This window comes from Vulcaniibacterium gelatinicum (assembly GCF_008033445.1).
GTDB classification, from domain to species: Bacteria; Pseudomonadota; Gammaproteobacteria; order Xanthomonadales; family Xanthomonadaceae; genus Vulcaniibacterium_B; species Vulcaniibacterium_B gelatinicum.
The window spans coordinates 106511-122792 of record NZ_VNKO01000006.1 but is presented as its reverse complement, the minus strand read 5'-3'; the positions used below and the strand labels follow the sequence as shown (position 1 = coordinate 122792).

Sequence of the window (16282 nt, the reverse complement as noted above, 5' to 3'; positions counted from 1 at the left end):
ATGCCCAAGCGCACCGACATCCAAACCATCCTGATCATCGGCGCCGGCCCGATCGTGATCGGCCAGGCGTGCGAGTTCGACTACTCGGGCGCGCAGGCGTGCAAGGCGCTGCGCGACGAGGGGTACCGCGTCGTGCTCGTCAACAGCAATCCGGCGACGATCATGACCGACCCGGAGATGGCCGATGCGGTGTACATCGAGCCGATCAACTGGCAGACGGTCGAGAAGATCATCGCCAAGGAGCGGCCCGACGCGCTGCTGCCGACCATGGGCGGGCAGACCGCGCTCAACTGCGCGCTCGACCTGGCCGACCACGGCGTGCTGGAGAAGTACGGCGTGGAGCTGATCGGCGCCTCGCGCGAGGCGATCCGCATGGCCGAGGACCGCGAGCTGTTCCGGCGCGCGATGGCCGAGATCGGCCTGGAGTGCCCGCGCGCCGAGATCGCGCGCAGCTTCGAGCAGGCGGTGGAGATCCAGGCCCGGGTCGGCTACCCCACCATCATCCGCCCCAGCTTCACCCTCGGCGGCAGCGGCGGCGGCATCGCCTACAACCGCGAGGAGTTCGAGGAGATCGTCAAGCGCGGCCTGGAACTCTCGCCGGTGCACGAGGTGCTGGTCGAGGAGTCGGTGCTGGGCTGGAAGGAGTTCGAGATGGAGGTGGTCCGCGACAAGGCGGACAACTGCATCATCGTCTGCTCGATCGAGAACTTCGACCCGATGGGCGTGCACACCGGCGACTCGATCACGGTGGCCCCGGCGCAGACGCTGACCGACAAGGAATACCAGCGCATGCGCGACGCCTCGATCGCGGTGCTGCGCAAGATCGGGGTGGACACCGGCGGCTCCAACGTGCAGTTCGGCATCAACGCCTCGAACGGCCGCATGGTGGTGATCGAGATGAACCCGCGCGTGTCGCGGTCCTCGGCGCTGGCGTCGAAGGCCACCGGCTTCCCGATCGCCAAGGTCGCGGCCAAGCTCGCGGTGGGCTACACCCTCGACGAGCTGAAGAACGAGATCACCGGCGGCAGGACCCCGGCCTCGTTCGAGCCGGCCATCGACTACGTGGTCACCAAGATCCCGCGCTTCGCGTTCGAGAAGTTCCCGGCTGCCGATCCGCGCCTGACCACGCAGATGAAGTCGGTGGGCGAGGTGATGGCCATCGGCCGCTGCTTCCAGGAGTCGCTGCAGAAGGCGCTGCGCGGGCTGGAGACCGGCAAGATCGGCCTCGACCCGACTGGCCTGGACCTGGCCGGCGAGGGCGGCCTGGCGCAGCTGCGCCGGGAGCTCAAGGAGCCCGGCCCGGACCGCATCTTCCACATCGCCGACGCGTTCCGCGCCGGCATGGGCGTGGAGGAAGTGCACGCGCTGTCGTTCGTGGACCCGTGGTTCCTGGACCAGATCGAGGAGCTGGTGCAGGTCGAGCGCGAGGTCGCCGCCGGCGGGCTCGACGGCCTGGACGCGCGGCGCATGCGCGAGCTCAAGCGCAAGGGCTTCTCCGACGCCCGCATCGCCCAGCTCGCCGGCACCAACGAGTCGGCGGTGCGCGCCCTGCGCCGCGCCTTCGGCGTCCGCCCGGTGTACAAGCGGGTGGACTCGTGCGCGGCCGAGTTCGCCACCACCACCGCCTACATGTACTCGACCTACGAGGACGAGTGCGAGGCCAACCCGAGCTCGCGCGACAAGATCATGGTGCTCGGCGGCGGCCCCAACCGCATCGGCCAGGGCATCGAGTTCGACTACTGCTGCGTGCACGCCGCGCTGGCCCTGCGCGAGGACGGGTTCGAGACCATCATGGTCAACTGCAACCCGGAGACGGTCTCGACCGACTACGACACCTCCGACCGCCTGTACTTCGAGCCGCTCACGCTCGAGGACGTGCTCGAGATCGTCGAGGTGGAGAAGCCGCGCGGCGTGATCGTGCAGTTCGGCGGGCAGACCCCGCTCAAGCTGGCGCAGGCGCTGGAGGCCAACGGCGTGCCGATCATCGGCACCTCGCCCGACAGCATTGACCTGGCCGAGGACCGCGAGCGGTTCCAGAAGCTGGTGGATTCGCTCGGCCTGAAGCAGCCGCCCAACCGCACCGCGCGCAACCCGGACGAGGCGCTGGCCCTGGCGCGCGAGATCGGCTATCCGCTGGTGGTGCGCCCGAGCTACGTGCTCGGCGGGCGGGCGATGGAGATCGTCTATTCCGACGCCGACCTGTCGCGCTACATCCGCGACGCGGTCAAGGTGTCGAACGACTCGCCGGTGCTGCTCGACCGCTTCCTCGACAACGCGGTCGAGTGCGACGTGGACATCATCGCCGACCGCGAGGGCGAGGTGCTGATCGGCGGGGTGATGGAGCACATCGAGGAGGCCGGCGTGCACTCCGGCGACTCCTCCTGCTCGCTGCCGCCGTACTCGCTCTCGCCGGAGACCCAGGACCGCCTGCGCGAGCAGGTGCGGGCCCTGGCCCGCGCGCTGAAGGTGGTCGGGCTGATGAACACCCAGTTCGCGATCCAGCGCGAGCCCGACGGCAGCGACACGGTGTACCTGCTGGAGGTCAACCCGCGCGCCTCGCGCACGGTGCCGTTCGTGTCCAAGGCCACCGGCGTGCCGCTGGCCAAGATCGCGGCGCGCTGCATGGCGGGCAGGACCCTGGCCGAGCAGGACGCCACGCGCGAGGTGGTGCCGGGCTACTACTCGGTGAAGGAGGCGATCTTCCCGTTCGCCAAGTTCCAGAACGTGGACCCGATCCTGGGCCCGGAGATGCGCTCCACCGGCGAGGTGATGGGCGTGGGCCGCGGCTTCGGCGCCGCGTTCGCGCGCGCGCAGGAGGCCGGCGGGATCAGGGCGCCGGCCCCGGGCAAGGCGTTCATCTCGGTGCGCGACCCGGACAAGCCGCGCGTGCTGCCGGTGGCGCAGGACCTGCTGCGGCGCGGCTTCACCCTGGTCGCGACCGGCGGCACCGCCGCCTACCTGCGCGAGCACGGCATCCCCTGCGACCACATCAACAAGGTGATCGAGGGCCGCCCGCACATCGTGGACCTGATCAAGAACGGCGAGATCGTGTATATCGTCAACACGACCGAGGGGCGGCAGGCCATCGCCGACTCGTTCTCGATCCGGCGCGAGGCCCTGCAGCACCGCGTCACCTATTCGACCACCATCGCCGGCGCGCGCGCGCTGCTCAACTCGCTGGACTACCGCGGAACGGGCGACGTGCACGCGCTGCAGGAACTGCACCGGGAATTGCACGCATGAGGGCACCACTCACGGCCAAGGGCGCGCAGCGTCTGCGCGCCGAACTCGAGGAACTGAAGTCGGTCAAGCGGCCGGCGGTGATCAACGCCATCGCCGAGGCGCGCGCGCACGGCGACCTGCGCGAGAACGCCGAGTACCACGCCGCGCGCGAGCAGCAGGGCTTCATCGAGGGCCGGATCAAGCAGCTCGAGGCCGAGCTGTCGCACGCGCAGGTCATCGACGTGGCCGCGCTCAAGCCGGGCACGCGGGTGGTGTTCGGCGCGACCGTGGACCTGGCCGACGCCGAGAGCGGCGAGGAAGTGACCTACCAGATCGTCGGCGACCTCGAGGCCGACATCAAGCAGGGCCTGATCGCCATTTCCTCGCCGGTGGCGCGTGCGCTGATCGGCAAGCACGAGGGCGACACCGTCACCATTGACGCGCCGGCCGGCCGGCGCGAGTACGAGATCGTCGGCGTCCGCTACGTCGGCTGAGGATGCGCGCCGCCACCTTCCTGCTGCCTCCGCGCGCGCGCCTGCCCGGCGCGCTGCCGGACGCGGTGGCGCGTGCGCTCGGGCGCGCGGACGCGCTGCCCGCGGGGGAGGGCGGCGAGCGCGCGCAGCTGCTGCGCCACTTCGAGCTGCTGCCGCGCGGCTGGCCGGTCGCGGCCCTGACCCGGCAGCGCGATGCCGGCGACGCGCCCGCCCACGGCTGGCTGCGCGCCGACCCGGTGTACGCCCGCCCCGACATCAACGGCGTGCGCCTGCTCGCGCATGGCGAGACGATGCGGCTCGCGCGCGAGGACGCCGAGGCCTTCCTGCCGGCGCTGCGGCCGCTGTTCGGCGACGCCGGCTTCCCGATCGATGCCCCGGCGCCGACGCGCTGGTACCTGCGCCTGCCGCGCGAGGCGCGCCTGCCGGCCTTCGCCGAGCCGTCCGAGGCGCTCGGCGCGGACCTGTTCGAACACCTGCCGGAAGGGCCGGAGGGCCGTCGCTGGCGCGTGCTGCTGAGCGAGGCGCAGGTGATCCTGCACAACCATCCGCACAACGCCGCACGCGTGGCGGCCGGCAAGCCGCCGGTCAACTCGCTGTGGTTCTGGGGCGGCGGCGTGCTGCCCGACCATGTGCGCACCGTGCACGCGGCCGTGCACGGCGGGGAGGTCCTGCTCGCCGCGCTGGCGCAGGCGGCGGGGCGCGACGCCGCGCCGCTGCCGGCGTGCTTCGCCCCGCGCGAGGGCGCCTTGCTGTACGACCTGCGTGCCGCGCGCGATCCCGCTGCGCTGGCTGAGGCCTGGCTCGTGCCCGCGGTCGAGGCCCTGCGGCGCGGCACGCTCGACGCGCTGGAACTCGATTTCGAGGACGGCGCGCGCTTCCGCTTCGCGCCCCGCCAGCGCTGGCGCTTCTGGCGCCGGCCGAGGCCGGCCTTCGCATGACCCCGCCACGCCGCATCCGCCGACGCGAGGCGGGACAGGCGCACGATGGCGAGTGGGGCACGCTCCCGCCCCTGCTGCGTCGCCTGCACGCTGCGCGCGGCAGCCGCGGCCTGCACGAGGCCCAGCCGCGCCTGGCGCAACTGCCGCCGCCGGAACTGCTCGGCGGCATTGCGCATGCGGTGGCCCTGCTGGAAGCGGCGATCACCGCCGACCGCCACATCGTCGTGGTCGGCGATTTCGACTGCGATGGCGCCACCGCCTGCGCGCTCGGCGTGCGCGGCCTGCGCCTGCTCGGCGCACGGCATGTCTCGCACGCGGTGCCGAACCGGATCGTGCACGGCTACGGGCTGTCGCCGGGGCTGGTGGAGGAGCTCGCCGCGCTGCGCCCGGACCTGCTCGTGACCGTGGACCACGGCATCGCCTGCCATGCCGGCATCGCCGCGGCGAAAGCGAAGGGCTGGCAGGTGCTGGTCACCGACCACCACCTGCCCGGCGCAGGCCTGCCGCCGGCCGATGCGATCGTGAATCCGAACCTCCCGGGCGATCCATTCCCGGCCAAGGCGCTGGCCGGCGTCGGGGTGATGTTCTACGTGCTGCTCGCGCTGCGTCGCCGGCTGCGCGAGGCGGGTCGTGTGCCGGTGCCGGAGCCGGACCTGTCCACGCTGCTCGACCTGGTCGCGGTCGGCACCGTCGCCGACCTGGTGCCGCTCGACGTGACCAACCGTGCCCTGGTCGGCGCCGGCCTGCGCCGGCTGCGCGCGGGGCAGGGCTGCGCCGGCCTGCGCGCCCTGGCCGAGGTCGCCGGCCGCGACCTGGCCACGCTGGCCGCGGCCGACATCGGCCATGCGATCGCCCCGCGCATCAACGCCGCCGGGCGCCTGGAGGACATGGCGCTGGGCATCGAGTGCCTGCTCTGCGACGATCCGGCGCGCGCACGGGCGCTCGCCGCCACGCTCGATGCGATCAACGCCGAGCGCCGCAGCGTGCAGCAGCAGATGGTGGACGAGGCCGAGGCCGCGCTCGCCCGCATCGCCTTCGACGGCGAGCTGCCGCCAGTGCTGTGCCTGTTCGACCCCGAGTGGCATCCGGGCGTGGTCGGCCTGGTCGCCTCCAGGATCAAGGAACGCCTGCACCGTCCGGTGGTCGCGTTCGCGCCGGCCGAACCGGGCAGCGATACGCTGCGCGGCTCGGCGCGCTCGATCCCCGGCCTGCACATCCGCGACGCGCTGGCCGCGGTGGATGCGCGCCACCCGGGCCTGATCCCGCGCTTCGGCGGCCACGCCATGGCCGCCGGCCTGAGCCTGCCGCAGGCGGCGCTGACGCCGTTCGAGGCGGCCCTGCGCGCCGAGGTCGAGCGCATGCTCGACCCGGCCGCGCTGCAGGCCGAGCTGCTCAGCGACGGCGAGCTCGCCCCGGGCGAGTTCGACCGTCGCCACGCCGAGCTGCTGCGCGACGGCGGGCCGTGGGGGCAGGGGTATCCGGAGCCGCTGTTCGACGGCGTGTTCGACGTGCTCGACTGGCGTGTGGTCGGCGAGCGCCACCTCAAGCTCGAACTCGCCGCCCACGGCCGCCGCCTGGCCGCGATCGAGTTCGGCGGCTGGGCCGGTGCGGCGCCGGAACCCCGCCTGCGCCTGGCCTACCGCCTGGCTCCCGACGACTGGCGCGGCGGCGAGGCGGTGCAGCTCGTGGTCGTGCACCGCGAGCCGGTGGCGGGCACGGACTGATCGGCCCGATGCCCGGCGGTCCGCATGACGGCCGGGCAGGGGCGGCCTACAATGCGCGTTTTCACGCGGCATCCCACGACATGATCGAACTCAATCCCGTCCGCCAGCGCATCGCCGACCTCCGTGGCCGGCTGGAAGCGCTGAGGGGGTATCTTTGACTACGACCGCAAGGTCGAACGTCTCGAGGAAGTGAACCGCGAGCTGGAGAGCCCGGACGTCTGGAACGATCCGGAGCGCGCCCAGGCCCTGGGCCGGGAACGCTCGCTGCTGGACAAGACCGTCAACGGCATCCGCAGCCTGGGCGAGGGCCTGGCCGGCGCCGCCGAGCTGCTGGACCTGGCCGAGATGGAGAACGACGAGGACACGGCCAGGGCCGTGGCCGAGGACGTCGAGCGCTACGCCCGCGGCGTGGAGCAGCTCGAGTTCCAGCGCATGTTCTCCGGCAAGATGGACAGCGCCAACGCCTTCGTGGACATCCAGGCCGGCGCCGGCGGCACCGAGGCCCAGGACTGGGCCGAGATGCTGCTGCGCATGTACCTGCGCTGGTGCGAATCGCGCGGCTGGAAGACCGAGCTGCTGGAAGTCAGCGGCGGCGAAGTGGCCGGGATCAAGTCGGCCACCATCCGCGTCGAGGGCGACTACGCCTACGGCTGGCTCAAGACCGAGACCGGCGTGCACCGGCTGGTGCGCAAGTCGCCGTTCGACTCCGACAACCGCCGCCACACCAGCTTCACCTCGGTGTTCGTCTCGCCCGAGGTGGACGACGACATTGACATCGAGATCAACCCGGCCGACCTCAAGACCGACGTCTACCGCTCCTCCGGCGCGGGCGGCCAGCACGTCAACAAGACCGAATCCGCGGTCCGCATCACCCACGTGCCGAGCGGTATCGTGGTGGCCTGCCAGACCGAGCGCAGCCAGCACGCCAACCGCGACCGGGCGATGAAGATGCTCAAGGCCAAGCTGTACGAGCTCGAGCTGCAGAAGCGCAACGCCGAGAAGGCCGCGCTGGAGGCGTCGAAGTCGGACATCGGCTGGGGCAGCCAGATCCGCAATTACGTGCTCGACCAGTCGCGCATCAAGGACCTGCGCACCGGCGTGGAGCGCTCCGACACCCAGAAGGTGCTCGACGGCGACCTCGACGAGTTCGTCGAGGCCAGCCTCAAGGCCGGCCTGGAAGCGGGCGCCAAACGCGCGGACGCGGCGTGAGGGGTGTTGTCTGCCACGGATTGACACGGATGAGCACGGATCAGGCGTCCAGGGAAGGGAGTGCCGCGCCTCGTGCCCCCCGTCATGCCCGGCGCCGTCCGATGCCCTTGCCCTCTTTTCCATGCTTGATCCGTGTTCATCCGCGTTGACCCGTGGCTGAAACGCTTCTCCCCAGAACCCAGGACGCCATGACCGACCACACGCCAGCCCCCGCCGAAGCGCACGCCGACGAGAACCGCCTGATCGCCGAGCGCCGCGCCAAACTGGCTGCGCTGCGCGCGCAGGGCGTGGCGTTCCCGAACGACTTCCGCCGCACCGATTGCGCCGGCGACCTGCAGGCGCAGTACGCCGACGCCGAGCGCTGGACCACCGAGGCGCTGGAAGGCGAGGGGCGCAAGGTCGCGCTCGGCGGGCGGCTGCTGGCCAAGCGGGTGATGGGCAAGGCCGCCTTCGCCCAGATCCAGGACGTCTCCGGCCGCATCCAGCTGTTCCTGCAGGCCAACGTGCTCGGCGAGGCGTACGAAGCGTTCAAGGGCTGGGACATCGGCGACATCGTCGCGGTCGAGGGCACGCTGACGCGGACCAGGACCGGCGAGCTGTCGGTGAAGGCGCAGGCGCTGCGCCTGCTGGTGAAGTCGCTGCGGCCGCTGCCGGACAAGTGGCACGGCCTGCACGACGTGGAGCAGCGCTACCGCCAGCGCTACGTGGACCTGATCGTCACCCCGGAATCGCGCGAGGTGTTCGTCAAGCGTTCGCGGATCGTGGCCGCGATCCGGCGCTGGCTCGACGCGCGCCGCTTCCTGGAGGTGGAGACGCCGATGATGCACTACATCGCCGGTGGCGCCACCGCGCGCCCGTTCGTCACTCACCACAACGCGCTCGACCTCGACCTGTACCTGCGCGTGGCCCCGGAGCTGTACCTCAAGCGGCTGGTGGTGGGCGGCTTCGAGCGCGTGTACGAGATCAACCGCAACTTCCGCAACGAGGGCGTGAGCACCCGCCACAACCCCGAGTTCACCATGCTCGAGCTGTACGAGGCCTACGCCGCGTACGAGGAGATCATGGACCTGACCGAGCACCTGATCCGCGACGTGGCGAAGGAGGTGCTCGGCACCACGACGGTGGAGTGGGAGGGCAACACCATCGAGCTGGGGCCGCGCTTCCGCCGCTGGCGGCTGGAGGAGGCGGTGCGCGCGCACAACCCGGAGATCACCGTAGCCGACTGCCGCGACCGCGAGGCCCTGGCCCGGCACTGCCAGCGCCTGCGGATCCCGGTCAAGCCGGGCTGGGGCTGGGGGGCGCTGCTGCTGGAGCTCTTCGAGCACACGGTCGAGGACAGCCTGGTCCAGCCGACCTTCATCACCCACTACCCGGTCGAGGTCTCGCCGCTGGCCCGCGAGAGCGACACCGAGCCCGGCATCACCGACCGCTTCGAGCTCTACATCGGCGGCAAGGAGCTGGCCAACGGCTTCTCCGAGCTCAACGACCCCGAGGACCAGGCCGAACGCTTCCGTGCCCAGGTCGCGGCCAAGGAGGGGGGCGACGACGAGGCCATGCACTACGACGCCGACTACATCCGGGCCCTGGAGGTCGGCCTGCCCCCCACCGGTGGGCTGGGGGTGGGCATCGACCGGCTGGTGATGCTGCTGACCGGCCGCGAATCCATCCGTGACGTGCTGCTCTTTCCGTACATGCGGCCGGAGAGCCACGCCTAGGGCTTGTCCTCTCCGCCGCCGTCACTGCGTAGAAATCACATCAAGACTTGCGCATATCCGCCTTGAGTGCGTAGGGTGGACGTGAAAACGTGACGGCCGGCCCGGAACCAGGAGTATGCTGCGCTGGAGCGGCAGGGAAGCCGGGCCCGCGAGGGGAGCACCCATGAACGTGGTGATCGTCGACGACCAGACTTCCTCCCGGACGATGCTGCGCCACATCCTGGAGGACATCGGCCCGGAGCTCGCCGTGCACGACTTCGGCGACCCGGGCGATGCGCTCGCCTGGTGCGACCAGAACCGTCCGGACCTGCTGCTGCTCGACTACCGCATGCCGGGCATGGACGGGCTGGAGTTCGCCCGCCGTTTCCGCCGCCCGCCGCTGCACCGCGACGTGCCGATCGTGCTGGTCACCGTGGTCGGCGACGAGCCGGTGCGCCAGGCCGCGCTGGACGCGGGGGTGATCGATTTCCTGGTCAAGCCGGTGCGCCCGCGCGAACTGCGCGCCCGCTGCCGCAACCTGCTGCAGTTGCGCCAGCAGGCCGAGACCGTCAAGCAGCGCGCGCTGTCGCTGGAGCAGCGCCTGCTGGCGAGCATGAATGAGGTGGAGGAGCGCGAGCGCGAGGCCATCACCCGGCTCGCCCGCGCGATCGAGTACCGCGACGTCACCACCAGCGCCTACCTCGAACGCATGGCGCGCATCTCCGGCCTGATCGCCGAGTGTCTGGGGCTGCCGGAGGACGAGGCGCGCCTGATCGAGATGGCCGCGCCGCTGCACGACATCGGCAAGATCGCCCTGCCCGACGCGATCCTGCTCAAGCGCGGCCCGCTCACGCCCGAGGAAATGGAGGTGGCCCGGCGCCACCCGCTGGTCGGCTACGACATCCTCAGCGGCAGCCACAACCGCTTCATCCAGGTCGGTGCGGTGATCGCCCGTTCCCACCACGAACGCTGGGACGGCGGCGGTTATCCCGACGGGCTGCGCGGCGAGGCGATCCCGCTCGAGGCGCGCATCGTCGGCGTGGCCGACGTGTTCGACGCCATGATTTCGCCGCGTCCGTACCGCCCCGAACCGTACACGGTCGAGGCCGCGCTGGCCCACCTCTACGCGCAGCGCGACCGGCATTTCGACCCGCGCTGCGTGGACGTGCTGGTCCGCAACCGCGCGCGGCTGGAGGAAATCTGCCGGCAGTACCCCTCCACGCCGCTCGTGCCGCCCGCCGGGGAGTGACCGTGGCCTCCCTGATCGCCCTTGTCCGCCAGCGCCTGAGCCATCGCCCCGACAGCGAACATGGCCAGGCCCTGGTGCGGCTGGCCGTGCTCACGGTGGTCCTGGGTTACATGCTGCTGACCGGCCCGGCCGGCCCGAACGATGCCGAGTACCGCGACGTGCTCTGGATGGTCGCGGCCGGCTTCACGATCGGCCTCGGCCTGATCTGCGCCATCCTGTGGCGCCCCGGCGCCTCGCACGTGCGCCGTGCGATCGGCATGGTGTCCGACTACGGCCTGATGATGGCCGCGATGATCCGCATCGGCGAACCGCTGGCGTGGGTGTACGTGATCATCCTGTGGGTCACCATCGGCAACGGCCTGCGCTACGGCCTGCGTTACCTGGTGGCGGCGATGGCCGCGGCGGTGGTCAGCTTCGGCAGCGTGGTGGCCCTCAGCGACTACTGGCAGGACAACCGGGTGCTCGGCATCGGCCTGCTGCTCGGCCTGGTGGCGGTGCCGCTGTACCTGGCCGGCCTGCTGCGCGCCCTGACCCGCGCCACCGAGGAGGCACGGCGCGCCAACGAGGCCAAGACCCGCTTCCTGGCCAACATGAGCCACGAGTTCCGCACCCCGCTCAACGGTCTGGCGGGCATGACCGAGCTGCTGGCCACCACCCGTCTGGACAGCGAGCAGCGCGAGTGCCTGGAGACGATCCAGGCGGCGACCCGCACCCTGCTGTCGCTGGTCGAGGACGTGCTCGACATCTCGGCGATCGAGGCCGGCAAGCTCAAGCTGCGGGTGGTGGAGTTCTCGCTGCACGAGCTGCTCGAAGGCATCGGCGCGATCCTGCTGCCTTCGGCACGATCCAAGGGGATCGAGTACTCGTTGCACATCGCGCCCGACGTTCCCGACCGCCTGCGCGGCGATGCCGCGCATGTGCGTCAGGTGCTGCTGAACCTGGCCGGCAACGCGGTCAAGTTCACCGACGAGGGCTCGGTCAAGCTCGAGGTGGTCACGGTCGGGCAGCAGGCCGGCCAGATCCGGCTGCGCTTCACCGTCACCGACACCGGCATCGGCATCCCCGCCACCGCCAAGGAGCGGCTGTTCGAGGCCTTCGAGCAGGCCGACGCCAGCCTGTCGCGGCGCTACGGCGGCACCGGCCTGGGCACCACCATCGCCAAGGGCCTGACCGAGGCCATGGGCGGCAGCATCGGGTTCGAGAGCTGGGAGCATCGCGGCAGCCGGTTCTGGGTCGAGCTGCCCTTCGAACGCGTCGCGGCGCCCGAGCCTGCGCAAGCGGCCGACGTGCCGGCGACGGCGCGGCCCCAGGCGGCCCCGGCCGCGGAGATCCCCGCCAACGTCATCGCCTTCGACGATCCCTTCCTGCGCCACCGCGCGCGTGTGCGCAGCCTGGACATCCTGGTGGCCGACGACAACGCGGCCAACCGGATGGTGCTGCAGCGGCTGCTGCAGAAGGCCGGCCACCGTGTCACCTGCGTGGACGGCGGCGAGGCGGTGCTCGATGCGCTGGAACACAACGCCTACGACACCGTCATCGCCGACCTGCACATGCCCGGGGTCAGCGGCCTGGACCTGCTGCGCCAGCTGCGGGTGATGGAGGCCGGCGGCGGGCGGCAGACGCCGGTGATCGTGTTCAGCGCGGACGTGACCCCTGCGGCGATCCAGGAATGCGCCCGTGCCGGCGCGCGCGCGTTCCTGCCCAAGCCGGTCGTGCCCGCGCGCCTGCTCGACACCCTGGCCGAGATCGCGACCAACGGCCAGGCGCGGATGGACACCGTGGCCAGGGTGGAGCCGGTGCTGTCCGCCGACGCCCTGTTCGATCCGGGCGTGCTGGAGGAGCTGGCATCGCTCGGCCTGGGCGAGTCGTTCCAGCGCGAATTCATCACCCAGTGCCTGCGTGATGCAGAAGCGGCGATCGTCGGTTTTGAAGGGGATTGCGAGCGCGCGGACTGGAGCGCGGCGCGCGACAGCGCCCATCAGCTCAAGGGCGTGGCCGGTAACCTCGGACTGATCAAGCTCGCCTCCCTCAGTGGCGAATGCATGCACCTGCCCGACTGGCAGCTGTCGCGTGAGTGGCGCCAGCGTCTGGCAGCGTTGCGCCAGCACCTCGCGCAGGGGCGCGCGGCGCTGGAGGCGCGCCGGCAGGGCTCTGCCGCGCGCGACCAGGAGGGCGGGTGAGGCAGCCGGGCGGTTACGCCACGGCCGCCGTCCCGGAGCGACGGGTCTGGGCGCGGACGATGCGCTCCATGGTGCGCAGCGAACGCTCGCCCAGCGCCAGCGCCGTGTCCACCCACACTTCCGTGATCCGCATCAGCTCGTCGTAGCTGACCGGCTGGGCGATGTCGCGCACGGCGTTGAGCGCCAGGTGCGCATGGGCCGCGCGCTGCTGCTTCTCCAGCAGTTCCTGCACGGCCGCCTGGCCCTCGCCGCGCGGCACCAGCACGTCCACGATGCCCATCCGGTGCAGCTCGCTGGCGTCGTACAGGTTGCCGCTGAGGATCATGCGCTCGGCCTGCTGCGGCGAGATCCGCTTGCACAGGAACGAGTACGCGCCCATGCCCGGGAACAGCCCGAACAGGACCTCGGGCAGACCCATCTGCACGCCTTCCTCGGCCACGATGGTATGGCAGGCCAGCGCCAGCTCCATGCCGCCGCCGAGGGCGTCGCCCTGGACCAGGGCGATGCTGCGCACGTCGCCGCCCAGGCCGTTGTGGATGTGGTGCACGCCGTCCACGCAGCGGCGGGCATAGGCCAGCAGATGCTCGCGGTTGTTTTCCTTGATCAGGCGGGCGAACAGATCCAGGTCGCCGCCGAGGTTGAACGCCGGGGCGTCGGAGGCCAGCACCAGGTGGCGCAGGCAGCCCGGGCGACGCTGGTCGTCGCGCAGGGTGATGCCGGTCAGGTAGCTCCACATCTCGTCCATGAGCGCGGTCCGGAAGCAAGGCCGGATACCGGGGGCGTAGTCCGAATGCATGTACAGCCAATGGGTCGCTCCGGTCGGGTCGGCCTCGACCCGGATGGTCGGAAAGCGATGGCTGCGTTGCAGCTTTTCGATGGTACTCATGGCAGATCCCCTCTGGATCCCGTCTGGGCGAGGGTGGGGGACGGGCGGGAACATCCACCCACGGCCCGATCCTACACCCCGAATCCGGGGTGTCCATCACACGGGGAGGAGGGCTCCCGACACGTTACCCGGGCCATGGCACGGGCAATACTGGGCGGTTTCAGGCCCGTTTTTCGGCGTCGCGCAATTCCTTGCGCAGGATCTTGCCGACGTTGCTCTTGGGCAGTTCGTCGCGGAACTCGATGTACTTGGGCTGCTTGTAGCCGGTCAGGTTCTCGCGGGCGTAGGCCTTCACCTGCTCCGCGGTGAGGGCGGGATCCTTGCGCACGATGAACAGCTTGACCGCCTCGCCGGACTTCTCGTCCGGCACGCCGATCGCGGCGCACTCGAGCACGCCCGGCATGGCCGCGATCACGTCCTCGACCTCGTTCGGGTACACGTTGAAGCCGGACACCAGGATCATGTCCTTCTTCCGGTCCACGATATAGAAGTAGCCCTGCTCGTCCATCCGGGCCATGTCGCCGGTGTGCAACCAGCCGTCGGCGTCGATGGTCTTGGCGGTTTCCTCGGGGCGCTGCCAGTAGCCCTTCATCACCTGTGGCCCGCGGATGCACAGCTCGCCGATCTCGCCGGCCGGGAGCATCCTGCCGTCGTCGTCCTTGATGCAGCAGTCGGTGGAGGGGATCGGCAGGCCGATGGAGCCGTTGTACTCCTGCAGATCCATCGGGTTGATGCAGGCCGCGGGCGAAGTCTCGGTCAGGCCGTAGGCCTCGACCAGGGTGCAACCGGTCACCTTCTTCCAGCGCTCGGCCACGGCCCTCTGCACCGCCATGCCCCCGCCGAGGGTGAGGTGCAGGTGCGAGAAGTCCACCTGGTCGAAGCCGGGCGTGTTGAGCAGCCCGTTGAACAGCGTGTTCACGCCGGTGAAGGCGGTGAACGGCACCTGCTTGAGTTCCTTGACGAAGCCCTTCATGTCGCGCGGGTTGGTGATCATGTAGTTCAGGCCGCCGAACTTCATGAACACCAGCCCGTTCGCGGTCAGCGCGAAGATGTGGTACAGCGGCAGCGCGGTGATGATGATCTCTTCGCCGTAGCGGATGTTGGTGCCGATCCACGCCGAGGCCTGCTGCATGTTGGCCACCAGGTTGCGATGGGTCAGCATTGCGCCCTTGGCCACCCCGGTGGTGCCGCCGGTGTACTGCAGGAAGGCGATGTCCTGCGGGTCTATCGAGACCTCCGGCAGCTCGTGCTTGCGTCCGGCGGCGAGCGCGTCGCGGAAGCGGATGGCGCCGGGGATGTCGTAGTCCGGCACCATCTTCTTCACGTGCTTGAGCACGAAGTTGACGATCGGCCCTTTCGGGAGGCCGAGCATGTCGCCCAGGCCGGTGGTGATCACGTGCCGGAGCTGGGTGTCCGGCAGCACTTCCTGGACCACGTGGGCGAAGTTGTCGAGCACCAGGATCGCGCTCGCGCCCGAGTCCACCATCTGGTGCCGCAGCTCGCGGGGGGTGTACATCGGGTTGGTGTTCACCACCGTCAGGCCCGCGCGCAGGATGCCGAAGGTGGCGATGGGATGCTGCAGGCAGTTCGGCAGCATGATCGCCACGCGGTCGCCCTTGCGCAGCTTGAGCTCGCCGAGCAGGAAGGCGGCGAACTGGCGGCTGAGTACGTCGAACTCGGCGTAGGTCAGGACCTTGCCGAGGTTGGCGAAGGCGGGGCGGTCACGGTACTGCTCCAGCGAGGACTGCAGCACGGCGACGATGGAAGGGTAGGCGTCGGGATCGATCTCCGCCGGGACGCCGGGCGGGTAGCTCTTCAGCCAGGGACGCTCGAATTCCATCGCGATCTCTCCGTTCCCCCGAAGGAAGGCCGCAGGACGAATGCATGTACAGGACGTGTCCGGATTGGAGCACAGCCTTCGCCGGGCTGACAAGGCGGGCCTGGCGGGCGCGCGGTGGCTGCGCGATATGCTGGGTGCCCGTGGCGGGAGATCGAAGCATGTTGCCGACTTTGCGCACTCTGCTGTTCGCGGCCTGCCTGTTCGCCGGCGCCTGCGCGCGGCCACCGCCCGAGGAAGCGTTGCGGGCGCGCGTGGCCTCGCTGCAGGCGGCGGTGGAACGCCGGGACGCGCGGGCCGTCGCCGAGCACCTCGCCGCCGACTTCATCGGCCCGGAAGGGCTGGACCGCGAGGGCGCGCGGCGGCTGGCGCAGGCCAGCTTCCTGCGCTACCGCGATGTCGGCGTGGGCCTGGGACCGATGCAGGTGGCGTTGCGCGAGGCGCATGCCACCGTGCGTTTCACCGCGGCCCTGACCGGCGGCGAGGGCCTGCTGCCCGAGCGCGGCCGGGTCTACGACGTCACCACCGGCTGGCGGGTCGAGGACGGCGAATGGATGCTGGTCAGCGCGGAGTGGACGCAGCGGCTGTGAGCCGCCCCGCGCCAGGACCGGTTCGGCTGCTGGTCGAGCCCTGAAACGACGGACCGGGCGGCGTGCCGCCCGGTCTGGTACGTGGATCGCCGGCGGGGTGCGCTTACGCGGCCTTCTTCGCCGCCAGCTGCCGGAGCACGTAATGCAGGATGCCGCCGTGGCGGGCGAAGCGGCGCGCTGACGCGGCACCGCCGCGTGCGCCGCTGAGCGCCCTCGCGCGTGCCGCGCGAGGGCCGGGCTTCCGCCCCAGCCGAAGCGG

11 protein-coding genes are annotated in these 16282 nt (G+C 70.9%); 9 read left to right on the top strand and 2 right to left on the bottom strand.

Annotation, left to right across the window (positions count from 1 at the left end; all coding sequences use genetic code 11):
- The 8 genes from carB to FPV26_RS05450 all read left to right on the top strand — a co-directional run bounded on the left by carB (nt 1) and on the right by FPV26_RS05450 (nt 12710).
- Entirely contained in the window at nt 1-3243 is a 3243-nt protein-coding gene (carB, locus tag FPV26_RS05485) for a carbamoyl-phosphate synthase large subunit (protein ID WP_147652712.1), read from the top strand.
- A complete protein-coding gene (gene greA, locus FPV26_RS05480; protein ID WP_147652711.1) occupies nt 3240-3716 on the top strand; it encodes a transcription elongation factor GreA in 477 nt (158 codons plus the stop codon). Before carB ends, greA begins: the two co-directional genes overlap by 4 nt.
- Nucleotides 3717-3718: 2 nt before the next feature.
- Nucleotides 3719-4654, top strand: coding sequence for a phosphoglycerate mutase (locus FPV26_RS05475; RefSeq protein ID WP_147652710.1), 936 nt, complete (start codon nt 3719-3721; stop codon nt 4652-4654).
- The gene (recJ, locus tag FPV26_RS05470) at nt 4651-6378 is read left to right on the top strand and encodes a single-stranded-DNA-specific exonuclease RecJ (protein ID WP_147652709.1); all 1728 of its coding nucleotides are present in this window, start codon (nt 4651-4653) and stop codon (nt 6376-6378) included. Before FPV26_RS05475 ends, recJ begins: the two co-directional genes overlap by 4 nt.
- Before the next feature lie 80 nt (nt 6379-6458).
- Nucleotides 6459-7587, top strand: a protein-coding gene (gene prfB / locus FPV26_RS05465) for a peptide chain release factor 2 (RefSeq protein ID WP_147652708.1) whose coding sequence is annotated in 2 segments (ribosomal slippage) — nt 6459-6533 and nt 6535-7587 — 1128 coding nt in all. Because the reading frame shifts where the segments join, the coding sequence is not laid out codon by codon here.
- Nucleotides 7588-7775: 188 nt separating this feature from the next.
- Nucleotides 7776-9302 (top strand): lysine--tRNA ligase, encoded by a 1527-nt coding sequence (lysS, locus tag FPV26_RS05460; protein WP_147652707.1) that lies wholly within the window; start codon nt 7776-7778, stop codon nt 9300-9302.
- 163 nt (nt 9303-9465) lie between these two features.
- Nucleotides 9466-10530, top strand: a complete 1065-nt coding sequence (locus FPV26_RS05455; protein WP_147652706.1) for a response regulator — start codon at nt 9466-9468, stop codon at nt 10528-10530.
- Between the two features lie 2 nt (nt 10531-10532).
- Entirely contained in the window at nt 10533-12710 is a 2178-nt protein-coding gene (locus FPV26_RS05450; RefSeq protein WP_246109218.1) for an ATP-binding protein, read from the top strand.
- Nucleotides 12711-12723: 13 nt separating this feature from the next.
- Here the strand turns inward: FPV26_RS05450 and FPV26_RS05445 are convergent, their stop codons facing one another.
- Nucleotides 12724-13596: a crotonase/enoyl-CoA hydratase family protein gene (locus FPV26_RS05445; RefSeq protein WP_147652705.1), complete on the bottom strand. Its 873-nt coding sequence runs from the start codon at nt 13594-13596 to the stop codon at nt 12724-12726.
- A 160-nt stretch (nt 13597-13756) separates the two neighbouring features.
- The gene (locus FPV26_RS05440; protein ID WP_147652704.1) at nt 13757-15436 is read right to left on the bottom strand and encodes a long-chain fatty acid--CoA ligase; all 1680 of its coding nucleotides are present in this window, start codon (nt 15434-15436) and stop codon (nt 13757-13759) included.
- Nucleotides 15437-15594: 158 nt separating this feature from the next.
- Between FPV26_RS05440 and FPV26_RS05435 the strand changes: the two genes are divergently transcribed.
- Entirely contained in the window at nt 15595-16023 is a 429-nt protein-coding gene (locus FPV26_RS05435; RefSeq protein WP_147652703.1) for a nuclear transport factor 2 family protein, read from the top strand.
- Nucleotides 16024-16282 lie beyond the last annotated feature (259 nt).